Source organism: Clavibacter sp. GW821-FHT01D01, from assembly GCF_059422605.1.
In genome coordinates this window covers 623,241-648,184 of record NZ_JBWKXC010000001.1, presented here as the reverse complement: position 1 = coordinate 648,184, position 24,944 = coordinate 623,241, and the positions used below count along the sequence as shown (strand labels likewise).

19 protein-coding genes are annotated in these 24,944 nt (G+C 73.2%); 12 read left to right on the top strand and 7 right to left on the bottom strand.

What is annotated here, in order from left to right:
• Positions 1-152: 152 nt before the first annotated feature.
• The 3 genes from AC07VC_RS03275 to rpoB all read right to left on the bottom strand — a co-directional run bounded on the left by AC07VC_RS03275 (position 153) and on the right by rpoB (position 8,264).
• Entirely contained in the window at positions 153-632 is a 480-nt protein-coding gene (locus tag AC07VC_RS03275; RefSeq protein ID WP_494676527.1) for a hypothetical protein, read from the bottom strand.
• A 195-nt stretch (positions 633-827) separates the two neighbouring features.
• Positions 828-4,727: a DNA-directed RNA polymerase subunit beta' gene (locus tag AC07VC_RS03270; RefSeq protein WP_094116596.1), complete on the bottom strand. Its 3,900-nt coding sequence runs from the start codon at positions 4,725-4,727 to the stop codon at positions 828-830.
• 48 nt (positions 4,728-4,775) lie between these two features.
• A complete protein-coding gene (rpoB, locus tag AC07VC_RS03265; RefSeq protein WP_104289923.1) occupies positions 4,776-8,264 on the bottom strand; it encodes a DNA-directed RNA polymerase subunit beta in 3,489 nt (1,162 codons plus the stop codon).
• A gap of 306 nt (positions 8,265-8,570) precedes the next feature.
• Here rpoB and AC07VC_RS03260 point away from each other — a divergent pair, with 306 nt between their 5' ends.
• From AC07VC_RS03260 to AC07VC_RS03235, 6 genes are all read left to right on the top strand, one after another.
• Positions 8,571-9,239: an MBL fold metallo-hydrolase gene (locus AC07VC_RS03260; protein ID WP_494674440.1), complete on the top strand. Its 669-nt coding sequence runs from the start codon at positions 8,571-8,573 to the stop codon at positions 9,237-9,239.
• A gap of 62 nt (positions 9,240-9,301) precedes the next feature.
• Positions 9,302-10,159 carry a spermidine synthase gene (locus AC07VC_RS03255; protein WP_317229712.1) on the top strand — a complete coding sequence of 286 codons (858 nt, stop codon included), beginning with the start codon at positions 9,302-9,304 and terminating at the stop codon, positions 10,157-10,159.
• 44 nt (positions 10,160-10,203) lie between these two features.
• Positions 10,204-11,388 carry a PQQ-dependent sugar dehydrogenase gene (locus tag AC07VC_RS03250; protein ID WP_494674441.1) on the top strand — a complete coding sequence of 395 codons (1,185 nt, stop codon included), beginning with the start codon at positions 10,204-10,206 and terminating at the stop codon, positions 11,386-11,388.
• Between the two features lie 10 nt (positions 11,389-11,398).
• Entirely contained in the window at positions 11,399-11,929 is a 531-nt protein-coding gene (locus tag AC07VC_RS03245; protein ID WP_104289920.1) for a hypothetical protein, read from the top strand.
• Positions 11,930-11,965: 36 nt separating this feature from the next.
• On the top strand, positions 11,966-12,460 hold the full coding sequence (locus AC07VC_RS03240; protein ID WP_494674442.1) for a SprT-like domain-containing protein: 495 nt from the start codon (positions 11,966-11,968) through the stop codon (positions 12,458-12,460).
• A complete protein-coding gene (locus tag AC07VC_RS03235) occupies positions 12,457-13,155 on the top strand; it encodes a CGNR zinc finger domain-containing protein (protein ID WP_494674443.1) in 699 nt (232 codons plus the stop codon). The genes AC07VC_RS03240 and AC07VC_RS03235 overlap by 4 nt, the downstream gene beginning before the upstream one ends.
• 28 nt (positions 13,156-13,183) lie before the next feature.
• On the opposite strand, the gene AC07VC_RS03230 is transcribed toward AC07VC_RS03235, so the two are convergent.
• The 3 genes from AC07VC_RS03230 to AC07VC_RS03220 form a co-directional block, all read right to left on the bottom strand.
• The gene (locus tag AC07VC_RS03230) at positions 13,184-13,570 is read right to left on the bottom strand and encodes a DUF427 domain-containing protein (RefSeq protein WP_494674444.1); all 387 of its coding nucleotides are present in this window, start codon (positions 13,568-13,570) and stop codon (positions 13,184-13,186) included.
• 65 nt (positions 13,571-13,635) lie between these two features.
• On the bottom strand, positions 13,636-14,226 hold the full coding sequence (locus AC07VC_RS03225) for a 2-phosphosulfolactate phosphatase (protein ID WP_494674445.1): 591 nt from the start codon (positions 14,224-14,226) through the stop codon (positions 13,636-13,638).
• Complete coding sequence (locus tag AC07VC_RS03220) at positions 14,210-14,710, bottom strand: EVE domain-containing protein (RefSeq protein WP_494674446.1); 501 nt, start codon at positions 14,708-14,710, stop codon at positions 14,210-14,212. The genes AC07VC_RS03225 and AC07VC_RS03220 overlap by 17 nt, the downstream gene beginning before the upstream one ends.
• Positions 14,711-14,779: 69 nt before the next feature.
• On the opposite strand from AC07VC_RS03220, the gene AC07VC_RS03215 reads away from it, so the two are divergent.
• The 4 genes from AC07VC_RS03215 to AC07VC_RS03200 all read left to right on the top strand — a co-directional run bounded on the left by AC07VC_RS03215 (position 14,780) and on the right by AC07VC_RS03200 (position 18,599).
• Positions 14,780-15,334: a hypothetical protein gene (locus AC07VC_RS03215; protein ID WP_317231035.1), complete on the top strand. Its 555-nt coding sequence runs from the start codon at positions 14,780-14,782 to the stop codon at positions 15,332-15,334.
• 53 nt (positions 15,335-15,387) lie between these two features.
• The gene (locus AC07VC_RS03210; protein WP_494674447.1) at positions 15,388-16,035 is read left to right on the top strand and encodes a DUF1684 domain-containing protein; all 648 of its coding nucleotides are present in this window, start codon (positions 15,388-15,390) and stop codon (positions 16,033-16,035) included.
• A 235-nt stretch (positions 16,036-16,270) separates the two neighbouring features.
• A complete protein-coding gene (locus tag AC07VC_RS03205) occupies positions 16,271-17,809 on the top strand; it encodes a DEAD/DEAH box helicase (RefSeq protein ID WP_494674448.1) in 1,539 nt (512 codons plus the stop codon).
• A 169-nt stretch (positions 17,810-17,978) separates the two neighbouring features.
• Positions 17,979-18,599: a TetR/AcrR family transcriptional regulator gene (locus AC07VC_RS03200; RefSeq protein ID WP_317230586.1), complete on the top strand. Its 621-nt coding sequence runs from the start codon at positions 17,979-17,981 to the stop codon at positions 18,597-18,599.
• 41 nt (positions 18,600-18,640) lie between these two features.
• On the opposite strand, the gene AC07VC_RS03195 is transcribed toward AC07VC_RS03200, so the two are convergent.
• Positions 18,641-19,195 carry an NUDIX hydrolase family protein gene (locus AC07VC_RS03195; protein ID WP_094116608.1) on the bottom strand — a complete coding sequence of 185 codons (555 nt, stop codon included), beginning with the start codon at positions 19,193-19,195 and terminating at the stop codon, positions 18,641-18,643.
• 131 nt (positions 19,196-19,326) lie between these two features.
• On the opposite strand from AC07VC_RS03195, the gene AC07VC_RS03190 reads away from it, so the two are divergent.
• Positions 19,327-19,968: an alpha/beta hydrolase gene (locus AC07VC_RS03190; protein ID WP_317230587.1), complete on the top strand. Its 642-nt coding sequence runs from the start codon at positions 19,327-19,329 to the stop codon at positions 19,966-19,968.
• Between the two features lie 145 nt (positions 19,969-20,113).
• Positions 20,114-24,940 (top strand): Lhr family ATP-dependent helicase, encoded by a 4,827-nt coding sequence (locus AC07VC_RS03185; protein WP_494674449.1) that lies wholly within the window; start codon positions 20,114-20,116, stop codon positions 24,938-24,940.
• Positions 24,941-24,944: the final 4 nt, after the last annotated feature.

The following is a 24,944-nucleotide window of genomic DNA, read 5'->3' as shown; positions in this document are numbered from 1 at the left end:
GATCGCCTCGTGCGGTGCTGTGGGGGTGCGGGATGCGTCGGTGCGGGATCCGTCCGGGATCGCCGACCGCCATGGTCTCAACGCCCGCCGGGGACCGGTATTCCCATGTCGCCGGATGACGGCGACGACGCGGGCGGCCGCGCGCGACGCGGCTAGAAGAGGGGCTCGGGACCCGTGCCGTCGCGGCCGTCGGCCATCGGCCCGATCTCGCCCTCGAGCTCGAGGAGCCGGAGGTTCACGAAGCGGTCGAGGGCCTGCCGGATGACGGGGGCCAGCGGCGCCAGCTCGCGCGCGAGGGCCTGGTCCACGACGTGCTGGATCTCCTCGCCGCGCTCCCCGTAGTCCACGAAGGCGGGCATGCCGAACGGGTGGTCCCGGTACACGGGGCCGCGCGTCTCGCGATAGAGGCGCTCCCGCGCGTCGAGCCCGGCCTCCTCGCGCGCCGTCTCGAGCGCGGCGATGAGCGGGTGGATGGCCGTGTGGGGCGCATCCCGGGGGATGGCCTCCTGGTCCGTGAAGAACGAGGCGTCGCAGGCGGGGCACGATCCCGAGCCGCTGCCCGGGGAGGACGGCGACTCCGTGGCGTAGCGCAGCGCGTGCGCCCGCCAGGCCAGGACCACGTCCTCCAGCATCCGCACGTCGACGCCTCCTCGGGTCCCGGCGAGGACCGCCGTCGGGATCCCCACTGTATCGCCGCACCGCCCCCGGATCGGGAGCACGCGGCGGCGAGGAGCCGGAGCGGCATCCGCGGGGCGCACGCGCCGGGGACGAGGAAGGGCCCCGCCGGAGCGGGGCCCTTCTCATCGTGCGCTCGCGCGCCGGTCGACCTAGTTGTAGGTGCCGGGCGTGTAGTCGTCCGAGCTGAAGCTGTCGAAGTCGACGAAGCTCAGGTCGGACTCGTTGAACACCGACTCATCCGTGAAGATGCGGTTCGGGTAGCGCTCGGCCTTGGCCTCCTCCGTCGCGGTGACGGTGACGTCGCGGTACTTCGCGAGCCCCGTCCCGGCCGGGATCAGCTTGCCGATGATGACGTTCTCCTTGAGGCCCATCAGCGGGTCGGACTTGCCCTCCATGGCGGCCTGCGTGAGCACGCGGGTCGTCTCCTGGAAGGACGCGGCCGACAGCCACGACTCGGTCGCGAGCGAGGCCTTGGTGATGCCCATGACCTCCTGGCGGGCGGAGGCGGTCTTCTTGCCCTCCGTCAGCGTGGCGCGGTTGACCTCGTTGTAGCGGGCCCGGTCGACCAGCTCACCGGGGAGGAGGTCCGTGTCGCCGTGCTCGACGACCGTGACCTTGCGCAGCATCTGCCGCACGATGACCTCGATGTGCTTGTCGTGGATCGGGACGCCCTGCGAGCGGTAGACGCCCTGGACGCCGCCCACGAGGTGCTTCTGCACCTCGCGCACGCCCTTGACCCGGAGGACCTCCTTGGGGTCGATGGCGCCGACGTGCAGCTGCTGCCCGAGCTCGACGTGCTGGCCGTCCTCCACGAGGAGGGTGGCCCGCTTGAGCACCGGGTAGATGTGCGGCTCGTCGCCGTTGTCCGGGGTCAGGATCACCTTGCGGCTGCGATCCGTGTCCTCGATCGTGATGCGGCCGGCGGCCTCCGCGATGGGCGACGCGCCCTTGGGGGTGCGCGCCTCGAAGAGCTCCTGCACGCGGGGGAGACCCTGCGTGATGTCGTCCGCCGATGCCACGCCACCGGTGTGGAAGGTGCGCATCGTGAGCTGCGTGCCGGGCTCGCCGATCGACTGGGCCGCGATGATGCCGACGGCCTCGCCGATGTCGACGAGCTTGCCGGTGGCGAGCGAGCGGCCGTAGCAGGCCGCGCACACGCCGACGGCGGACTCGCAGGTCAGGACCGAGCGCACCTTGATCTCGTGCACGCCGGCAGCGATCAGGTGGTCGATCATGACGTCGCCGACGTCGCTGCCCGCGGGGGCGACGACCTCGCCGGCCTCGTTGACCGCGTCGGCGGCCAGCGAGCGGGCGTACACGGAGTTCTCCACGTTGGAGTCGCGGACCGACGTGCCGTCCGCCGCCTGCGTGGCGATGGGCAGGTCGAGGCCGCGGCCGGTGCCGCAGTCGTCCTCGCGGATGATGACGTCCTGCGACACGTCCACCAGACGACGGGTGAGGTACCCGGAGTCGGCGGTGCGCAGCGCGGTGTCGGCCAGTCCCTTGCGGGCGCCGTGGGTGGAGATGAAGTACTCCGCCACCGTCAGGCCCTCGCGGTACGAGTGGACGATCGGGCGGGGGATGATCTCGCCCTTCGGGTTCGACACGAGGCCGCGCATGCCGGCGATCTGGCGGACCTGCATCCAGTTGCCTCGTGCCCCGGAGGACACCATGCGGTTGATGTTGTTGTCGGCGGGGAGGTTGTCCTCCATCGCCTTCGCGACCTCGGCGGTGGCCTTGTTCCAGATCTCGATGAGCTCCTGACGACGCTCGGCGTTCGTCGTGAGGCCCTTCTCGAACTGGCCCTGGACCTTCGCGGCCTGCTTCTCGTAGCCCGACAGGATGGCCGCCTTGGTGGGCGGGGTCAGCACGTCGGAGAGGGCGACCGTGACGCCGGAGCGCGTGGCCCAGTAGAAGCCCGCGTCCTTGATCCGGTCGAGCGCCGCGGCGACCTCCACCTTGGGGTAGCGCTCGGCGAGGTCGTTGACGATCTCGGAGAGCTTGCCCTTGTCGGCGACGGCCTCGATGTAGGGGTAGTCGACCGGCAGGGTCTCGTTGAACAGCGCGCGACCGAGGGTGGTCTCGAGCAGCACGGGACCGACCGTCTTGCCCTTCTCGTCGAGCTCGACGCCCTCGGGCGTCTCGCCCTCGGCGAAGTAGAGGTCGTGCAGGCGGATGCGCACCTTGGCGTTGAGGTCCAGCGAGAGCTGGTCCTTCGCCAGGATGGCCTCGGCCACCGAGCTGAACGCGCGACCCTCACCGGCGACGCCCTCCTTGAGGGTGGTCAGGTGGTGCAGGCCGATGATCATGTCCTGCGTGGGCAGGGTGACCGGGCGTCCGTCCGACGGCTTGAGGATGTTGTTCGAGGCGAGCATCAGGATGCGCGCCTCGGCCTGGGCCTCGACCGACAGGGGCAGGTGGACGGCCATCTGGTCGCCGTCGAAGTCCGCGTTGAACGCGGCGCAGACGAGCGGGTGCAGCTGGATGGCCTTGCCCTCCACGAGCTGGGGCTCGAACGCCTGGATGCCCAGGCGGTGGAGCGTGGGCGCGCGGTTGAGCAGCACGGGGCGCTCGCGGATGATCTCCTCGAGCACGTCCCAGACCTGTCCGCGGCTGCGCTCGACCATGCGCTTGGCGGCCTTGATGTTCTGGGCGTGGCTCAGGTCGATCAGGCGCTTGATGACGAACGGCTTGAACAGCTCGAGCGCCATCTGCTTGGGCAGACCGCACTGGTGCAGCTTGAGCTGCGGTCCGACGATGATGACCGAGCGGCCCGAGTAGTCCACGCGCTTGCCGAGCAGGTTCTGGCGGAACCGGCCCTGCTTGCCCTTCAGCATGTCGCTGAGGGACTTGAGCGCGCGGTTGCCGGTGCCCGTGACGGGACGACCGCGGCGGCCGTTGTCGAACAGCGCGTCGACGGCCTCCTGCAGCATGCGCTTCTCGTTGTTGACGATGATCTCGGGGGCACCGAGGTCGAGCAGGCGACGGAGGCGGTTGTTGCGGTTGATGACGCGGCGGTACAGGTCGTTCAGGTCGCTGGTCGCGAAGCGGCCGCCGTCGAGCTGCACCATGGGGCGCAGCTCCGGCGGGATGACCGGGACGACCTGCAGCACCATCGCGGCCGGCGAGTTGCCGGTCGCGAGGAAGGAGCTGACGACGCGCAGGCGCTTGATGGCGCGGATCTTCTTCTGGCCCTTGCCGGTGGCGATCTGCTCACGGAGCAGCTCCCCCTCGGCCTCGAGGTCGAAGGCCTCCAGGCGCTTCTGGATCGCCTCGGCGCCCATGTGGGCCTCGAAGTAGATGCCGAAGCGGTCCTGCAGCTCGTGGAAGACGGCGTCCTCGGGCTTGAGCTCGCCGACCTTGAGGCTGCGGAACTCCTCCCAGACGCGCTCGAGGCGGGAGATGTCCTCGTCGAACGCCTTGCGCGTCTGACCCATCTCCTTCTCGGCGCCGTCCTTCGCGCGACGCTTCTGGTCGCTCTTGGCGCCCTCGGCCTCCAGCGCGGCCAGGTCGGTCTCCAGGCGCCCGAGGCGCTCGGCGATCTGGGAGTCGCGCTGGTCCTGCAGGGTCTTGATCTCGAGCCGGAGCTCGTTCTCGAGGCCCGGCATGTCCTCGTGACGGGCGTCCTCGTCCACGCTGATCACCATGTAGGCGGCGAAGTAGATGACCTTCTCGAGGTCCTTCGGCGCCATGTCGAGCAGGTAGCCGAGGCGCGAGGGCACGCCCTTGAAGTACCAGATGTGCGTGACGGGCGCGGCGAGCTCGATGTGGCCCATGCGCTCGCGGCGGACCGCGGACTTGGTGACCTCGACGCCGCAGCGCTCGCAGACGATGCCCTTGAAGCGCACCCGCTTGTACTTGCCGCAGGAGCACTCCCAGTCGCGGCTGGGTCCGAAGATCTGCTCTCCGAAGAGGCCGTCCTTCTCGGGCTTCAGCGTGCGGTAGTTGATGGTCTCGGGCTTCTTGACCTCACCGTGCGACCAGCGGCGGATGTCGTCGGCCGTCGCGAGGCCGATCCGCAGCTCATCGAAAGTTGTTACGTCGAGCAATTTTCCTTCTCTCCTTGGAAAGCTTCGAGTCGAAAGTCTTGAGCGGGCTTAGATGTCGTCGATGCTGGACGACTCGAAGCGGGTGGAGATGTTGATGCCGAGCTCCTCCGCAGCGCGGAAGACCTCGTCATCCGTGTCGCGCAGGCTGACCGCCTGGCCGTCCGCCGAGAGGACCTCGACGTTCAGGCAGAGGGACTGCATCTCCTTGATCAGGACCTTGAAGGACTCGGGGATACCCGGTTCCTGGATGTTCTCGCCCTTGACGATGGCCTCGTACACCTTCACGCGGCCGAGGATGTCGTCCGACTTGATGGTGAGGAGCTCCTGGAGCGCATAGGCCGCTCCGTACGCCTCGAGCGCCCACACCTCCATCTCGCCGAACCGCTGGCCGCCGAACTGGGCCTTACCGCCCAGGGGCTGCTGCGTGATCATCGAGTAGGGACCCGTCGAGCGCGCGTGGATCTTGTCGTCCACCAGGTGGTGCAGCTTCAGGATGTACATGTAGCCGACCGAGACGGGCTCGGGGAACGGCTCGCCGGAGCGGCCGTCGAACAGGCGCGTCTTGCCGCTGGACCCGATGAGGCGGTCGCCGTCGCGGGTGACCGTCGTCGAGTCGAGCAGGCCGGCGATCTCCTCCTCGAGCGCTCCGTCGAACACCGGGGTGGCGACCTTCGTGCCGGGCGCGGCCTGGCGGGCGTGGTCCGGAAGGCGCTCGGCCCACTTGGGCTTGCCCTCGACCTCCCAGCCCTGCTTGGCGATCCACCCGAGGTGGGTCTCCAGGACCTGGCCGAAGTTCATGCGGCCGGGGATTCCGAGCGGGTTGAGGATGACGTCGACCGGGGTCCCGTCGGCGAGGAACGGCATGTCCTCGACCGGCAGGATCTTGGAGATGACGCCCTTGTTGCCGTGACGGCCGGCGAGCTTGTCGCCCTCGGTGATCTTGCGCTTCTGGGCGATGAACACCACGACGCGCTGGTTGACGCCCGAGCCGAGCTCGTCGTCGCCGTCCTGCGAGTCGAAGACCTTGACGCCGATGATCGTGCCCTGCTCGCCGTGGGGCACCTTCAGGGACGTGTCGCGGACCTCGCGGCTCTTCTCGTTGAAGATCGCGCGCAGCAGGCGCTCCTCGGCGCTGAGCTCGGTCTCGCCCTTCGGCGTGACCTTGCCCACGAGGATGTCGCCGGGGCGGACCTCGGCGCCGATGCGGATGATGCCGCGCTCGTCGAGGTCGGCGAGCAGCTCCGGGCTGACGTTGGGGAGGTCGCGGGTGATCTCCTCCTTGCCGAGCTTGGTGTCGCGCGCGTCGACCTCGTACTCCTCGATGTGGATGGAGGAGAGGGTGTCGTCCTTGACCAGGTTCTGGCTCAGGATGATCGCGTCCTCGAAGTTGTGGCCCTCCCACGGCATGAACGCGACGAGCAGGTTCTTGCCGAGCGCGAGCTCGCCGTTCTCCGTGGCGGGGCCGTCGGCGATGACCTCGCCGGCCTCGATGCGGTCGCCGGCCGAGACCAGGACGCGGTGGTTGTAGCTCGTGCCCTGGTTCGAGCGGTCGAACTTGCGCAGGTAGTAGGTCTGCGTGCCGCCCTCGTCGAGCTGGATGGTGACGACCTCGGCCGACACCTCCTGCACGACGCCCGAGGCGTCGGCCGTGAGGACGTCGCCGGCGTCGACCGCCGCGTAGCCCTCCATGCCGGTGCCGACGAGCGGGCTCTCGCTGCGCAGCAGCGGGACGGCCTGACGCTGCATGTTCGCGCCCATGAGGGCCCGGTTCGCGTCGTCGTGCTCGAGGAAGGGGATGAGCGAGGTCGCGACCGACACCATCTGGCGCGGGGAGACGTCCATGTAGTGGACGTTCTCCTTCGCGACGAGCTCCACCTCACCGCCCTTGGGGCGGACGAGGACGCGGTCCTCCGCGAAGCGGAAGTCCTTCGTGAGGGGCGCGTTGGCCTGGGCGACGAGGAACTCGTCCTCCTCGCTGGCCGTGAGGTAGTCGATCTGGTCGGTGACCACGCCGTCGACGACGCGACGGTACGGGGTCTCGATGAAGCCGAAGGAGTTGATGCGGGCGAACGACGCCAGCGAGCCGATCAGGCCGATGTTCGGGCCTTCCGGGGTCTCGATGGGGCACATGCGGCCGTAGTGCGACGGGTGGACGTCGCGGACCTCGACGCCGGCGCGCTCACGGGACAGACCACCCGGGCCGAGCGCCGAGAGGCGGCGCTTGTGGGTGAGGCCCGCGAGCGGGTTGTTCTGGTCCATGAACTGCGACAGCTGGCTCGTGCCGAAGAACTCCTTGATCGCGGCGACGACCGGGCGCACGTTGATCAGGGTCTGGGGCGTGATGGCCTCGATGTCCTGCGTGGTCATGCGCTCGCGGACGACGCGCTCCATGCGGGACAGGCCGGTGCGCACCTGGTTCTGGATGAGCTCGCCGACCGCGCGGATGCGGCGGTTGCCGAAGTGGTCGATGTCGTCCACGTCGAGGCGGAGCTCGACGGGCTTGCCGTCGCGCGTGCCGCCCATCTTCGTCTCGTTGGCGTGCAGCGAGACGAGGTACTTGATGGTCGCGAGGATGTCCTCGACCGTCAGCACCGAGTCGGTGAGCTGCTTGTCGATGCCGAGCTTGCGGTTGATCTTGTAGCGACCCACCTTGGCCAGGTCGTAGCGCTTCGGGTTGAAGTAGAAGTTGTCCAGCAGCGCGCGGGCGGCCTCGGCGGCGACCTGCTCGCCCGGACGGAGCTTGCGGTAGATGTCCTTGAGGGCCTCCTCCTTGGTGAGGATGGAGTCCTTCTCGAGCGTGAGCTCGATGGACGCGACGCCCTTGAACTCCTCGAGGATCTGCTCGCTGGTGAGCCCGAGGGCCTTCAGGAAGACCGTGACCGACTGCTTGCGCTTGCGGTCGATGCGGACGCCGACCTGGTCGCGCTTGTCGATCTCGAACTCGAGCCAGGCGCCACGGGAGGGGATGACGCGGGCGGAGTAGATGTCCTTGTCGGACGTCTTCTCCTGCTGGCGCTCGAAGTACACGCCCGGGGAGCGGACGAGCTGGGACACGACGACACGCTCGGTGCCGTTGATGATGAACGTGCCCTTCTCCGTCATGAGGGGGAAGTCGCCCATGAACACCGTCTGGGTCTTGATCTCGCCCGTGAGGTGGTTCATGAACTCGGCCTCGACGTACAGGGGGGCGGAGTAGGTCTTGCCGCGCTCCTTGCACTCGTCGATGGAGTACTTCTGCTCCTCGAGGTACGGGTTCGTGAACCCGAGCTGCATGGTCTCGCCCAGGTCCTCGATGGGGGAGATCTCCTCGAAGATCTCCTCGAGGCCGGAGTTGAGGGCCAGGTCGGTGCGGCCCTGTGCGGTGCCCTCCTCGACGCGCCGCTTCCACACGTCCGAGCCGACGAGCCAGTCGAAGCTCTCGGTCTGCAGGGCGAGCAGGTCGGGGACGGTGAGGGTGTCAGTGATCTTCGCGAACGAGAGCCGCGATGCGTCGCGACCGTTCTGGGGAGTGGGAGTTGCGTTGCGCGCAGCAGCCAAGGAAATTACCTCCGTGGGCCCCGTCGGGCTCCGATGTCGTCGATACGCCGAGACCGACCCGGGTTGTCACCCGTGCCGATCCTGATGGAAGTTGCTCGCCACACCTCGCGGGATGGGCTCGGGACGGACCCGAGCGCACACGAATGACCGACCGCAATATGAAGGCAAAGGGAGTGGGAGCGCAAAGGATCACCATACGGGTCGCGACGCGCCATGTCCAGCGGAATCTTGCATCCTCGGCGTGTCTCGGTGTATAACGTCCGGTTGCCCGGATCCGGACCGTCCCGCCGCGGGTAGCGTCGGAGCATGAGCGCTCCCTGGCACGTGACCCCCGGCGGCCCCTCCCACGTGCACCGGGCGGGCGACGTGGAGATCCGGAAGGCGTCCGTCGGCCCCATGGACAACGCCGCGTACCTGCTCACCGACCTCGACTCCGGCGAGCGCCTGCTCGTCGACGCGGCGGCCGACGTCGACCGGCTGCTCGCCCTCGTGGCGGAGCCGGATCCCGTCGGCCGGCTGGCCGTCGTCGTCACCACGCATGGCCACCTGGACCACCACGGAGCGCTGGCGGCCGTGCTCGACGCGACCGACGCGGTCGCGGCCGTGGGCGACGCCGACGCGGGCGACCTGCCCGTCGACCCCGAGCGGCGCCTCGTCGACGGCGACGAGGTGGCCTTCGGCGGCGTGACGGCGCAGGTGGTCGCGCTCCGCGGGCACACCCCGGGCGGCGTGGCCCTGGTGCTGCAGCCGGGCGACGGGAGCACGCACCTCTTCACGGGCGACTCGCTCTTCCCGGGAGGGGTCGGGAACACGGGCGGCGACGCGGCGCGCTTCCGGCAACTCATGGACGACGTGGAGGAGCGCCTCTTCGCCCGCTTCCCCGACGAGGCGCACGTCCACCCCGGCCACGGCGACTCGACCACGCTCGGCGCTGAGCGCGGCTCCCTCGGCGGGTGGCGCGAGCGCGGCTGGTGACGGGACGCCGGGCACCCTGCCGCGACCGGGCCGTGCGCGCGGGGCTCGCCTAGGCTGAGGAGATGCCCGAGCACCCGTCGACCGTCCTCGCCCTGAGCGGGCACCGGGCCGTCATCGAGCCCGACCGCTTCGTGCCGGGCGCGTACCAGCTCGTGGTCGACGGCACCCCGCAGTCGCACGTCAACATGGACGACCCGGGCGAGCTGTTCTTCGAGTACGTCCAGCGCATGGGGCACGTCATCGACCTCGTCGGGGAGCCCGGCGAGGCCATCACCGCGCTCCACCTCGGCGCCGGGGCGCTCACCATCCCCCGGTACGTCGAGGCGACGCGGCCCGGATCGCGCCAGCAGGTGATCGAGCTCGAGCAGGACCTCGTGGACCTCGTGCGGGAGCACCTGCCGTGGTCGCGCCGCGCCTCCATCCGGCTGCGCTACGGCGACGCGCGCGAGGTGCTGGGGCGCCTCCCGCAGGGGCTCCGCGGATCCGTGGACCTCGTGGTCGTGGACGTCTTCAGCGGCGCGCGCACGCCCGCCCACATCACGAGCCGCGAGTTCCACGCGGAGGCCGCGGCGTTCCTCGCGCCCGGGGGCATCCTGACGGTCAACGTCGCCGACGGCCACGGCCTGGCCTTCGCCCGCGGGCAGGCCGCCACCATCCAGGACGTGCTGCCGCACGTGGCCGCGCTCGCGGAGACGCAGGTGCTGAAGGGCCGCCGGTTCGGCAACGTCGTGCTCGCCGCGTCCGCCACGCCGCTCCCGCTGGACTTCGTGCCGCGGCTGCTGGCGGGCGGCCCCCACCCCGCCAAGGTCGTCGAGGGCCGCGAGCTCGCCGACTTCATCGCGGGCGCCTCCGTCGTCACCGACGCCACCGCCGTGCCCTCGCCCTCCCCCGCCCGCAGCATCTTCCAGACGAGGCCCTGACCGGCCCGCCGGTCGCCGACGCCCGCCGATCCACCGGAGTCACCATGAACCGCCGCTCCCGCACCCGCCCCGCGCGCCTCGCCGTGCTCGGGATCGCCGCCCTGGTCGCGCTCACGGGCTGCACGAACGACGACGGCTCCCCCGTCGACGTCCGCGCGACCGAGCCGCCCGCGCCCTCCCCCACCAGCACCGACGCCGCGCCGGCGGGCGTGGCGCCCTCGGGGACGCCGACCGCCGTCACGACGGGCCTCGTCTCGCCGTGGTCCGTCGCCCAGCTGCCCGCCGGACCCCTGCTCGTCAGCGAGCGGGACACCTCGCGCATCGTCGAGGTGCTCGACGACGGCACCACCCGGGTCGCGGGCACCGTGGCCGGGGTGGGCCCGCAGGGCGAGGGCGGCCTGCTCGGCATCGCGACGCGCGAGGCGGACGGGCGCACGCAGCTGTACGCGTACTTCACGAGCGCCATGGACAACCGCATCGTGCGCATGGACGTCACCGGCGCCCCGGGGTCGCTGGGGCTCGGCGCGCCCGAGGAGATCGTGACGGGCATCCCGCGCGACAGCAACCACAACGGCGGGCGCATCGCGTTCGGGCCGGACGGGATGCTCTACGCGACCACGGGCGACGCGAACCTCCGCGACGCCGCGCAGGACCCGATCTCGCTGGCGGGCAAGATCCTCCGCCTCACCCCCGACGGTCAGGGCCCCGAGGACAACCCCACGCCGGGATCGCCCGTCTACTCGATGGGCCACCGGAACCCGCAGGGCATCGCGTGGGACGCCGAGGGCAACATGTGGTCGGCGGAGTTCGGGCAGGACACCTGGGACGAGCTGAACCTCATCGAGCCCGGCGGGAACTACGGTTGGCCGGTCGTGGAGGGCGCGACGGACGACGCCGCGGACGACATGTACATCGACCCGGTCCGGCAGTGGGCCACCGACGACGCCAGCCCGAGCGGCATCGCCGTCTCCGGCGACACCATCTTCATGGCGGGCCTCGGCGGCGAGCGCCTCTGGGTGATCCGCCCGGGCGCCGTGCCCACCGACCCCATCCCGGACGACCGCGTGACGGAGTTCTACACCCGCGAGTTCGGGCGGATCCGGGACGTGCAGGCCGCCCCGGACGGCACGCTGCGCATGCTCACGAACAACACCGACGGGCGCGGGACGCCGCGCGAGGGCGACGACAAGCTGCTCCGGGTCGAGCTCATGCCGATCCAGGCGGGATAATCTCTTCCTCGTGACAGGCACCGCGATCATCATCGGCTACGACAGGGACACCCTCCGGGAGAAGGTGGACCTGCGGGCTGCCGGCGATCGGCTGGACGAGCTCGAGAACCTCCGCAGCCTCTCCGCCATCACCGAGAAGGTCGCGCTGCTGCGCATGCTCGGCCGCCTCGACGAGGCGTGGGACATGGCGAACGCGGCCGTGCGTCAGGCGCGCTTCACCGGCGACCGGGAGACGCTGCTCGCGTGCCGCATCCGTCGCGCGCAGGTGCAGCAGTACCAGGGCAAGCTCGACATCGCCCTGCAGGACCTCGGCGGCTGCGTCGACGAGGCCCGCGCGCACGAGTGGTTCGCGCTGGAGGCGTTCGCCCTGCAGCACCGCGGCAAGGTGCACTTCGACCGCGGCGACTACCGCCACGCGCTCAGCGACTTCGAGGACGCCTACACGCTGCGCACGCGCGAGGGCCTGCCGAGCGACCAGCTCGAGAGCTCGGCGCTCGCGATCGACGTCGCCAAGGAGCGCATCGCCGCCCAGCCCGCGTGATGGGCCCGAACCCTCCCCGGCCGCGGACGGCCGGCCGTGGCTGACCTCGCCCGCGTGCGGATCTGGGCCGACGCCCTGATCGCGCTGCACCTCGACCCGTCGTGGTCGTTCGACTTCGACCACGCGCGCACGCGCGCGGGCGCCTGCCACTACGGCGACCGGCGCATCACCGTCTCCCGGCACCTGGCCGGGCGCTTCGCGGACGACGAGATCCACCAGGTGCTGCTGCACGAGGTCGCGCACGCGCTCGCCGGGTCCCGTGCCGGCCACGGCCCGCGGTGGAAGGCCCAGGCGGCGGAGCTCGGCTACGAGGGGTCGCGGCTGCACTCCGGCCAGGTGGCCGAGGAGCTCGCGCCCTGGGTGGGCGCGTGCCCCGCCGGGCACGCGCACTTCCGCTACCGGAAGCCCACCCGCCCGCTCGCCTGCGGGGTGTGCTCGCGCCGCTTCGAGGCCGCGCACCTCATCGCCTGGACTAGGCGCGCGGTGCCGTCCGGCGCCGCCGCGTCGTCCGCGCGGGAGGGCGCCGCGTGAGCCGGGCGCCGGGATCGGAGCGGCCGACCGGCCAGTGGATCACCGACCCCGACGGCCTGCGCTGGTTCCTCGACACGGGCGCCGTGAGCCTCGACCTCGCCTACACGGGGGCGCTCGGGGATCCCGCGCCGCGCGAGGCGCTGCCGGACGCCGCGGCCCTCGGCGCGTGGCTCGGCGAGCACCTCGCGGCCGTCTCCGAGCCGACCGAGCGCGACCTCGCGGACGCCCGCACGCTCCGGCAGGCCGTCGGCGACATCGCGTCCGCCCTGGCCGACGGCGGCGAGCCGGCGCCCCGGGACGTGGACGTCCTGAACCTGTACGCGGCCACGCCCGACCTGCCGCCCGCGCTCGGGGGCGGATCCCGCCAGGCCGGCCGCGCGCTCGCCCGGCCCGCGCAGGCCCTGGCTACCGCGGCACGCGACGCGGTCGCGGTCTTCGGGGCGGGATCCGAGCGGATCCACCGCTGCTCGGCGGAGGACTGCACCGTCCTCTACCTCGACACGACGCGCTCGGGGACGCGGCGCTGGTGCTCGATGCGGCGCTGCGGGAACCGCGCGAAGGTGCGCGCCCACCGCGCACGGCAGCTTCGGGAGCGGCGCACGGGGATCCCGGCGCGCGTGGTGCCGCAGCGATCCACCGACCCCGCCGCCCCCCGCCCGGCAGCGCCCGCGGACGGCGACGGCCCGGGAGCCTGAGCCCCCGGGCCGTCGCGGCCGATCCGCGTCACTCGCCGACGCGGACCTCCTTCCAGAACGCGACGTAGCCGCTGTAGTCGCGGCCGACGCGGTCGAACGACGACGGGATGGGCGTCGGGTACGACCAGGCGCGGTCCTGCAGCAGGGTGTCGCCGTCCTTCACGGAGTAGTACTGCGTGTCGCCCTTCCACGGGCAGTGGTAGGGCGTGGAGCTCTCGGTGAGGAGCGACATGTCCACGCTCTGCGGCGGGAAGTACCAGTTGCCCTCGATCTCGATGAGCTCGTCCTTCGGGGCCTCGGCGACGGTGACGCCGTTGAGCTGTGCCTTCATGTGATGACCTTCCGGTTCCGGTTCCGGGCGTCGTGACGGTGCGGCGCCTGCTGCACAGGGGAACACACGCTCCTGGGCGCCCATTCCGCGACGACCGCGAGCGGATGCCGACGCCGGGCGCGGCGCGGCCCTCCGCGGCCCGCGACCGCTCAGGCGTCGCGGTGGAGGCGGTGCACGACGACGTCGGCGGGTCCGGCGGCGAGGGACGCGGACACCAGCTCGCCGTGCCCGGCCGCCTCGAGGCGGCGGGCGGAGACGCCCGCGGTCACGAGGTGCCCGACGGCCGGGCGCAGCTGCTGGTACGCGGCGCACGCCACGGCCGCCTCCGGGGACGACGCGTCGAGGCCGAGGGCGGCGAGCGCGTCGACCACGGCGCCGGCCGCGAGCTGGTCCTCGGCGCACGCGCGCCACGACCCGTCGGCCTCGACCGCTCCCGCGGGGACGACGGCCACGTACGCACGCCGGCCGAGCGCCTCCTGGAGCGCGAGGATCCACGCGGCGACGGGGGCCGCGTCGGCGAGCCCCGCGCTCACCACGGCCGGACGCGCCGGCATGGTCGCGAGCACCTCGTCGCGGCGGGCCGCGGTGGGCGGCGGGACGGAGGGCAGGGCGTCGACCCAGACGATGACGTCGGCGCCGCCGGCAATGCGGCGGGCGCCGGCCACGCCGCCGTCGAGCCGGACCTGGTAGCGGGCCTGCGTCGACGGGTCGGGGTGCGCGGCGTCAGCGGAGGAGGTCACGATCCGATGCTACGGGCGTCCACGGGCCCGCACCTCCGCGGATGACGCGGCGGGACGGCTCGGGCGTCCCGCGGCGCATGGCCTGGCGGATCACCTCGAAGTCGTCGCGGGAGATCTCGAGGAGCCCGGGCGCGAGCTTCCGGCCCCACTCGAGGGCGTCGCGCGTGAAGTCGAGCACGGGGACGAGCGGGCGGATGGGGGCGTCGACCGCGCCGAGGTCCCAGTCCATCCGCCGCCGCCACGGGCGCCACTCGCCCACGCGGCCCTGGTACGGGGCGGCGTCGGCGACGCGGCCGATGGCGGTGAAGGAGCGGAGGAGCTGCCCGTCCGGGTAGGACTCTCGCGGCGAGTAGTAGACGAAGCCGTCGGCCTCGCCGAGCCGCTCGACGGGCTCGCGCGCCCCGCGGTTGACCTGCGCGATGCCGAGGTCCAGGCCGTCGAGCACGCGGTCGCGCGAGACGACGCCCACCCAGTACCTGATCATGTCCGTCCCATCCTGTCCCACGGCGGCCGGCCGTCGGGCACGCCCAGCCGCGCGGAGCACACTGGGGTCATGCGCGTGCTGCTGAAGACCATCCTCGACTGCGATCCCGACGCCGCCTGGCGCGCGCTCCACTCGCCGACCGTCATGCGGGAGGTCGCGGGCCCGCTCGTCGACTTCGTCCCCCTCGAGGACGGCGGGTTCCCCTCCAGCTGGGACGGCCGCGAGCACGTCGCCGCCATGCAGGCGGGCCCGGTCACCGCGGGACGTCAGAGCATCCGGCTGCGCGACATGAAGCCGCGCGTCGAGGGCGTCCGCATCGTGCGGGACGACGGGCACGGGCTCTCCGGCCTCATGGCGATCCCCACGAGCATGCGGCACAGCATGGCCGTCTCCGCGGATCCCGCCGGCCCCGACGCCGACGGCCGCCTCAAGACGCTCTTCCGCGACCAGCTCGAGTTCGAGGCGGGCCTCCTCGGCCCCGCGATGTGGCCCACCTTCTGGGCGTTCTGGCAGTGGCGCGCGTTCCGCCTGCGGCAGCTCGCGCCCACGTGGGCGTACGACTGGGAGCCCGAGGCCGGGCCCGACGGCGACGCCTCCCCCGCCGCGGACGTGTCCGCGGGCTGACGTCCCGCGCCGCCGGATCCGAGGCGGACCGCCCGTCCGCGTACGGTGGCCCCATGCCCTCCGCCGCCACCGCCCTCCACGTCGCCGACTGGCGCCGCCGCACGCACGAGATGTACGCGGAGGTGCGCTGGCTCGCGCAGACGGATCCCGCCGGCGCCCACGCGCTCTGGCGCCGCACGCGCGACGACATGTTCCGCAGCCACCCCGCGACGCCGCTCCTGCCCGAGCACCGCGCCGACTTCGAGCGGCTCGACGTGGCCGCCTACGACCCGGCCTGGCGGTTCGAGCTGGAGGTCCACGACGACCGGGGCGACGAGCGCCACGAGGTCGAGACCGGCACGGACGGCGTCGTGCCGTTCGAGCTGCTCGGCTCCGTGCACCTGCCGGCGGCCGACGGCCGTGACGGCGGGAGCCTCGACGTGTGGCGCCTCGCGAGCTACGGCGGCGGCCTGCACCTGCCCGTGAAGGACGCGTCGCACCGGCGCGAGGGCGGCACCTACGGGGGCGGCCGCTACCTGCTCGACACCGTGAAGGGGTCGGACCTCGGTTCCGCCGCGCCCGGCGCGATCGTCGTCGACCTGAACTTCGCGTACAACCCGTCGTGCGCCTACGACCCGGCCTGGGCCTGCCCGCTGGCGCCGCCCGGGAACGTCCTCGACTTCGAGGTGCCCGTGGGCGAGATGGCGTTCTCCCAGGACTGACGCTAGGGTGGGGGTACTTGCGAGCACATCATCGTGCTCCCTGCGTCGAGAGAACGCGTTCCCTCCTCGCCCCGATCAGATCGCCGACACCGGCCGACGGGTGCGGGTGACATCTTTCTTTTGGCGAACGGATGCGCCCATCGGCGCCTTCGCCATCCTCCGCTTCCGTGCGTGTCCGCCCACCGGCTGACCCGCACGCCGGGGCGGACCCCTGCCTGGAAGGCAACTCCCCCGCATGTCCACTGACACCTTCGGCGCGCTCGGCGTGCCCGCTCCCCTCGTCTCGGCCCTCACGGCGAACGGCATCACCACGCCGTTCCCCATCCAGGTCGACACCCTCCCCGACACCCTGAACGGCCGCGACGTGCTCGGCCGCGGGAAGACGGGCTCCGGCAAGACGCTGGCGTTCGCCATCCCGATGATCGCCCGCCTCGGCGGCGGGCTCGCCGGCGGCCGTCGCCGCCCGGGCCGCCCGCTCGGCCTCATCCTCGCGCCGACCCGCGAGCTCGCCACGCAGATCACGGCCGCCATGGCGCCGCTGGCCGAGGCGTACGACCTGACGACCACCACGATCTTCGGCGGCGTCTCGCAGCAGCGCCAGGTCGCGGCCCTCAAGGCCGGCGTCGACGTGGTCGTGGCGTGCCCCGGCCGCCTCGAGGACCTCATGAAGCAGGGCTTCGTGAACCTCGACGCCGTGGAGATCACGGTCCTCGACGAGGCCGACCACATGGCCGACCTGGGCTTCCTGCCCGTCGTCACGCGGATCCTCGACAAGACCCCGAACACCGGCCAGCGCATGCTGTTCTCCGCCACGCTCGACAACGGCGTGGACAAGCTCGTCCGCCGCTACCTGCACGACCAGGTGCTGCACTCCGTGGACGAGGCGAACTCGCCCGTCGCCGCCATGACGCACCACGTCTTCGAGGCGTCCGACGTGGAGGCCAAGCGCCTCCTCGTGCAGAAGCTCGCGGGCGGTACCGGCCGCCGCATCCTCTTCATGCGCACCAAGCACCACGCCAAGAAGCTCGCGAAGCAGCTCACCGACGCGGGCATCCCGTCGGTGGACCTGCACGGCAACCTCTCGCAGGTCGCCCGCGACCGCAACCTCGCCGCGTTCGCCGCGGGCGACGTCAAGGTCCTCGTGGCCACCGACGTCGCGGCGCGCGGCGTGCACGTCGACGACATCGAGCTCGTGATCCACGTCGACCCGCCGGCCGAGCACAAGGCGTACCTGCACCGCTCGGGCCGCACGGCGCGCGCGGGGTCCGCGGGCGACGTCGTCACGATCATGCTGCCGGCGCAGCGCAAGGACGTGCAGCTCCTCATGCGCAAGGCCGACATCCACGTCACCCCGCAGCAGGTCACCCAGACCTCGCCCGCCGTGGCCGAGCTGACGGGCGCCGTCGCGGCGTACGTGAAGCCCGCGTCGCGCGAGACGAAGTCGGTGCGCGAGGCCACCCAGCGCCAGTCGCAGGGCGGCCGCGCCAACGGCGGCGGACGCTCGCAGGGCGCCAACGCGCAGCGCAAGCGCGCGGCCCGCGACGGTGCGCCCGTCGGCGGCCGCCGCGAGGGCGCCGCGTCGGGTCGCCGCGACGGCGCCTCGGGCGGACAGCGCGGCGGTACGCCCCGCACCTTCAGCACCTCGTCCGAGGGCTTCGGCGGCGGCTCGTCCGCCGCTCCCTCGCGTCCCCGCCAGGACCGCCCCGCGGCCGCCGGCGGCGCAGCGGCCGGCGGCCGGGCGCGCACCCACCGCCGCGTCTCCAGCGGACGCTAGACCGCACGACGCGCAGCGCGCGTCGGCATGAGGCCGAGGGCCCCCGTCACCGACGGGGGCCCTCGGTCGTGTCGAGCCGGGCCGTCCCGACGCGGGCGCGCCCCGGCCCCGCGGGCCTGCCTGGGGACGGTCGCCGGGGCCCGCGGCGGCATCCGGATATCTTGTGCGGATGACACGCGCCGCCCTCGCCACCCGTGGCCCCTACCGCAAGGGCCTGGAGCGCAGGGAGCTCCTCATCCGCACCGCCATCGAGGTGTTCGCGGAGCAGGGGTACCGCGGCAGCTCCCTCCGGGAGATCGCCGCGCGGGCGCAGATCACGCCGGCCGGCCTCCTGCACCACTTCACGGGCAAGGAGGAGCTGCTGCTCGCCGTGCTGGAGCGCCGCGAGGAGCGCCTCGCGTCCGCCGTCGAGACCCACCGGCCGCGCAGCGTCGCCGAGCACGCGGCCGTCGTCATCGCCGACGGGGAGCAGAGCGCGTGCCTCACGCGCGTCATCGCCGTCGTCTCCTCGGAGGCCTCCGCATCGGGCCACCCGCTGCACGACCTGTTCCGGGAGCGCCGGTCGCGCGAGCTCGAGCGCATCACGGCGGGCGTGGTCGTCGACCAGGCACGCGGGCTCATCGACCCGGAGCTCGACCCGGGATCCGCCGCGGCCGTCGTGCTGTCCGCCATGGACGGCCTGCACGTGCAGCGCTGCTACGGCGTGGGCGCGGGGGCGAGCGCGGCCTTCGAGGACCTGCGCCGCCACTACCTCGAGCCGCCGTCCGCGACGCGGGCCGCCGCGGTCTGAGCGGCTGGAGCGGCCGGATCGGGCGGATCGGGCGGATCGGGCTAGGGCAGCACGCCCACGGAGGCGAGGGCCGCGCGGAGCAGGGCGCCGCGGCCGCCCTCCATGTCGGCCGAGACGGCGTCGGAGGCCGCCTCCTCCGGGGTCATCCAGGTGATCTCGAGGGCGTCCTGGCGGGGATCGCACGTGCCCGTGACCGGCACCACGTACGCCAGCGAGACGGCGTGCTGCCGCTCGTCCGTGAACGGGCTCGCACCGGGGAACGGGAAGTACTCGGCCACCGAGAACGGCGTCGGGCTCGCGGGCAGCTGCGGGAACGCCATCGGCCCGAGGTCCTTCTCGAGGTGGCGGAAGAGCGCGTCGCGCAGGGTCTCGCCGTACATCACGCGGCCCGAGACGAGCATGCGCGTCATCTGGCCGGTCGCCGTCGCGCGCAGCAGCACGCCGATGTCCTTCACGCGGCCCACGCCGTCGACCCGCACGGGGACGGCCTCGACGTAGAGCAGGGGCAGGCGCTGCCGGATCTGCGCCAGCTCCACGTCCGACAGCCAGCCGGAGTTCGGGTCGGGGATGTTCGGGTCCGGGGTGCGAACGGTCATGGTCCATTGTCACCCACCGCCGGAGCGCGGCGGCCACCCGGCGCGCGGACCGGATCCACGGGGGCGGATGCGAGGATGGGCGCGCCGGACGACCCCGCGTCCGCCCATCCGCCGCCGCCCCCGAGGACACCGTGACCGCACTGCCGCTGGATCCCGACGCCGTCCTCTGGTCGGCCTCCACCGCCGAGCTCGCCGACCGGCCGCTGCTCGTGCTGCTGCACGGGTACGGGTCGCACGAGGGCGACCTCTTCGGGCTCTCGCCGTACCTGCCGCTCGGGCCGGTGGTCGCGTCGCTGCGGGCGCCGATCGCCCTGCAGGGCGGCCACGCGTGGTTCCCGATCGTGCCGGGATCGACCGGCGACCCGGATCCGGCCGCCGCCGACGCCGCCGCGCAGGGGGTGCTCGACTGGCTCGACGGGCTGCCCGCGACGCCGCGCTCGGTCGGCCTCCTCGGCTTCAGCCAGGGCGGCGCGACCGCGCTCCAGCTCCTGCGGAACGCGCCCGGGCGCTTCTCCTACGCCGTGCAGCTCAGCGGCTTCTCCGTACGCGGCGAGCACGCGGGCGACGTCGCGCTGGCGGCCGACCGCACGCCCGTCTTCTGGGGCCGTGGCACCGCCGACGCGGTGATCCCCGACTCCGCCGTCGCCCGCACGCGCGCCTGGATCGGCGGCCACACGGACCTCACCGAGCGCATCTACGAGGACCTGCCGCACTCGGTGTCCGCGCCGGAGCTCCGGGACGTGTCCGCGTTCATCCGGGAGCACGCGGGCTGATCGGCCCGTCGGGCGCGCGGCGGTGGCGCCGCGCGCCCCGGCGTCCGGCCCCATCCGCCGAGTCCGGCCCCGTCCGCCGAGCGCAGGCTCGTCCGCCGAGCGCGGGCCCGCGGTGGATGTCGGTGGCACGGAGGAGGATGAGCGGATGGATGACGTCCTCGCGCGCTTCTCGCCGGCCACCCGGGAGTGGTTCCAGGGCGCGTTCCCCGGCCCGACCGCCGCGCAGACCGGTGCGTGGGACGCGGTGCAGAAGGGGTCGCACGCGCTCGTCGTGGCGCCCACCGGATCCGGCAAGACGCTCGCGGCGTTCCTCTGGTCCATCGACCGGCTCGCCTCGCGACCCGCGCCGGAGGATCCGATGCGGCGCACGCGCGTCCTCTACATCTCGCCCCTGAAGGCGCTCGCGGTCGACGTGGAGCGCAACCTCCGCTCGCCGCTCGTGGGCATCGTGCAGACCGCGAAGCGGCTGGGGGCCGAGCCGCCCGAGGTCACCGTGGGCGTGCGCTCGGGCGACACCCCGGCCGGCGACCGCCGCGCGCTCGCGAGGACGCCGCCGGACATCCTCATCACCACGCCCGAGTCGCTGTTCCTCATGCTCACCTCGGCCGCGCGGGAGACGCTCGCGGGGGTCGAGACGGTCATCGTCGACGAGGTGCACGCGGTCGCCGCCACCAAGCGCGGCAGCCACCTCGCGCTGTCGCTGGAGCGGCTCGACGCGCTGCTCGAGAAGCCCGCCCAGCGGATCGGGCTGTCGGCCACGGTGCGGCCGCCCGAGGAGGTGGCGCGGTTCCTGGGCGGGCGCTCGCCCGTCACCATCGTGTCGCCGAGGAACACCAAGGAGTTCGACCTCCGCGTCGTCGTGCCGGTCGACGACATGACCGAGCTCGGCACCACCGCGCCGCTCGAGGGATCGGCGGCGCAGGGCGAGCCGCAGCAGGGGTCCATCTGGCCGCACGTGGAGGAGGGCATCGTCGACCTCGTGCTCCAGCACACGTCGTCCATCGTCTTCACGAACAGCCGGCGGCTCGCGGAGCGGCTCACGGCCCGCCTCAACGAGATCTACGCGGGGCGCATCGAGGACGGGCGGATCGACGCCCAGGGACGCGCGATCGTCGCCGGGTCCGCGGGCGCCGAGGCCGACGCCGTGCCCGTGCTGGCGGGTGCGGCGGCCGCGTCCGGGGCGTCCCGGCCCGTCGACGCCACCGCCTCCTCCGCAACCCGGCGCGCACCTGCCCGTCCGCCCGCGGAGGTCATGGCGCAGGCCGGGAGCACCGAGGGCGCGGATCCCGTGCTCGCCAAGGCGCACCACGGGTCCGTCTCGAAGGAGCAGCGCGCCCTCATCGAGGACGACCTGAAGTCGGGGCGGCTGCGGTGCGTGGTCGCCACCTCGAGCCTGGAGCTCGGCATCGACATGGGCGACGTCGACCTCGTCGTGCAGGTGGAGGCCCCGCCGTCGGTCGCGAGCGGCCTGCAGCGCGTCGGCCGCGCCGGGCACCAGGTGGGCGAGGTCTCCCGCGGCGTCATCTTCCCCAAGCACCGGGCCGACCTCATCCACTCGGCCGTCGCCGCGGAGCGCATGGCGAGCGGGCAGATCGAGTCGCTGCGCGTGCCCGCGAACCCCCTCGACGTGCTCGCGCAGCAGACCGTCGCGGCCGTCGCGCTCGAGTCGGTGGGCGTCGAGGAGTGGTTCGACACCGTCCGGCGCAGCGCGCCGTTCGCGACGCTGCCGCGCTCGGCCTACGAGGCCACGCTCGACCTGCTGAGCGGCCGCTACCCGTCGGACGAGTTCGCCGAGCTGCGGCCCCGCATCGTCTGGGACCGCGACGAGGGCACCATCGAGGGGAGGCCGGGCGCGCAGCGGCTCGCCGTCACCTCCGGCGGCACCATCCCCGACCGCGGCCTGTTCGGCGTGTTCATGGTGGGCGAGAAGGCGTCGCGCGTGGGCGAGCTCGACGAGGAGATGGTCTACGAGTCGCGCGTCGGCGACGTGTTCGCGCTCGGTGCCACGAGCTGGCGGATCCAGGAGATCACGCACGACCGCGTGCTCGTCACGCCCGCGTTCGGCGAGCCCGGCAAGCTGCCGTTCTGGAAGGGCGACGGCCTCGGCCGGCCGCTGGAGCTCGGCCGGGCCATCGGCGCGTTCGTGCGGGAGCTCTCGGGATCCGCGGTGGACGACGCCCGGGCGCGCGCCGGCCGCGTCGGCCTCGACGACCGCGCCGTGAACAACCTCCTCGCGTTCCTCGACGACCAGAAGAAGGCCACCGGCCACGTGCCGAACGACCGCACGCTCGTGGTCGAGCGCTTCCGCGACGAGCTGGGCGACTGGCGCGTGGTGCTGCACTCCCCCTACGGCATGCAGGTGCACGCGCCGTGGGCGCTCGCGGTGGGCGCGCGCGTCACCGAGCTGTACGGGATCGACGGCGCGACCATGGCCAACGACGACGGCATCGTGGTGCGCATCCCCGAGACCGACGGCGAGCCGCCGGGGGCCGACCTGTTCGTGTTCGAGCCGGACGAGCTCGACGCCATCGTCACGCGCGAGGTCGGCGGATCCGCCCTCTTCGCGTCCCGGTTCCGCGAGTGCGCCGCCCGCGCCCTGCTGCTGCCCCGCTACAACCCCGGCCGCCGGTCGCCGCTCTGGCAGCAGCGCCAGCGCGCGTCCCAGCTGCTCGACGTCGCGCGGAAGTACCCCGCGTTCCCCATCGTGCTCGAGACCGTGCGCGAGGTGCTGCAGGACGTCTACGACCTGCCCGCGCTCACGTCGCTCGCGAAGGACATCGAGGCGCGGCGCATCCGCATCGTCGAGACCACCACGGAGGACGCGTCGCCGTTCGCGCGCAGCCTCCTGTTCAGCTACGTGGGCGCGTTCATGTACGAGGGCGACAGCCCGCTCGCCGAGCGCCGGGCCGCCGCGCTCTCGCTCGACGCGGGCCTCCTGTCGGAGCTGCTCGGCCGCGCGGAGCTGCGCGAGCTGCTGGATCCGGGCGTCATCGAGCGCACCGAGCTGGAGCTGCAGCGCCTCGCGGCCGACCGCCGCGCGAAGGGCGTCGAGGGCGTGGCCGACCTGCTGCGCATCCTCGGGCCGCTCGACGCCGAGGAGGTCGCGGCGCGCCTGGAGCCCGAGGAGTCCGCGTCCGCCGGCGACCACCTCGACGCGCTCGTCGACGGCAAGCGCGCGCTCCGCGTCTCGTTCGGCGGGCGTCCGCGCGTCGCCGCCATCGAGGACGCGAGCCGCCTGCGCGACGCCCTCGGGGTGCCGCTGCCCATCGGCACGCCGCTCGCGTTCGTCGAGCCCGTGGCCGATCCCCTGGGCGACCTCGTGGGCCGCTACGCCCGCACGCACGGCCCCTTCACCATCGCCGACGCGGCCACGGCCATCGGGCTGGGGTCCGCGGTCATCGCCGACACCCTCGCGCGGCTCGGCGCCCAGCGGCGCGTGGTGGAGGGCGAGTTCCGGCCGGGGGCGTCCGGCAGCGAGTGGTGCGACGTGGAGGTGCTCCGGCGCCTCCGCAGCCGGTCGCTCGCGGCGCTCCGCAGCGAGGTCGAGCCCGTCGAGCGGGCCGCCTTCGCGCGCTTCCTGCCGGCGTGGCAGCACGTGGCCGGCGCCGACCGCGAGCGCGGGCTCCGCGGCGTCGACGGCGTGCTCCAGGTCATCGAGCAGCTGGCCGGCGCGCCCGTGCCCGCCTCCGCGTGGGAGACGCTCGTGCTGCCGGCCCGGGTGCGCGACTACACGCCCGCCTTCCTCGACGAGCTCACGTCCACGGGCGAGGTCATCTGGTCGGGCGCCGGCACGCTCGCGGGCGCCGACGGCTGGGTCAGCCTGCACCTCGCCGACCAGGTCGCCCTGACGCTCCCGGAGCCCGACGTGCACGACACCGACGAGCTGCAGCGCGAGATCCTCACGACGCTCGGCACCGGCGGCGGCTACTTCTTCCGGCAGCTGAGCGACGCCGTGGGGTCCACGGACGACAAGGCCCTCGTCACCGCCCTCTGGGACCTGGTGTGGGCGGGGCTCGTCACCAACGACACGCTGTCGCCGCTGCGGGCGCTGCTCGCGGGCGGATCCACGGCGCACAAGACGCCGCAGCGCGCGCCCCGCGGCCGCATGTACCGGGGCGGGCGCATGCCGCGCGCCGAGATGCCCACGCGCACCGGCCCGTCGACGGCGGCCGGGCGCTGGTCGATCGTGCCGCTCGCCGAGACCGACGCCACCGTGCGCGCGGCGGGCACCGCCGAGCTGCTCCTCGAGCGGTACGGCGTGGTCACGCGCGGCTCCGTCATGACCGAGCGCGTGCCCGGCGGCTTCGCGCTCACCTACAAGGTGCTCGCGGGCTTCGAGGACACCGGGCGCGCCCGGCGCGGCTACTTCATCGAGACGCTCGGCGCGGCGCAGTTCTCCACGGGCGGCACGGTCGACCGGCTGCGTGGCTTCACCCGCGACCCCGACGCGGGCGAGCCGCCGCGGAACGCGCTGACGCTGGCGGCGACGGATCCGGCGAACGCGTACGGCGCGGCGCTGCCGTGGCCGCGGCTCGACGGCTCGGCACCCGACTCGGGCGACGACGCGGACCCGACGGCGGGCCCGGGCGCGGGCGGCGGGACGGGTGCGACGCCCTCGGGGACGACCGCGAGCGCGACCGCGGTCGCCGCCGCCGGGAGCGTCGACGCGCGCGGCGAGCGTCCCACCGGCCACCGCGCGGGACGCAAGGCCGGGGCGCTCGTGGTGCTGGTGGACGGCGAGCTGGTGCTCTACGTCGAGCGCGGCGGCAAGACCGTGCTGCTGTTCGACGGCGACGAGGCCGTGCTGCGCGCCGCTGCGGAGTCGCTCGGCCAGGTCGTGCGGCGCGGCGGCGTCGCGAAGCTCGCGATCGAGAAGGTCAACGGCGCCTTCATCCTCGGCACGCCGCTCGGCACGGCGCTGCAGGAGCACGGGTTCTCCGCCACCCCGCGCGGGCTCCGGATGCGCTCGTGACGGG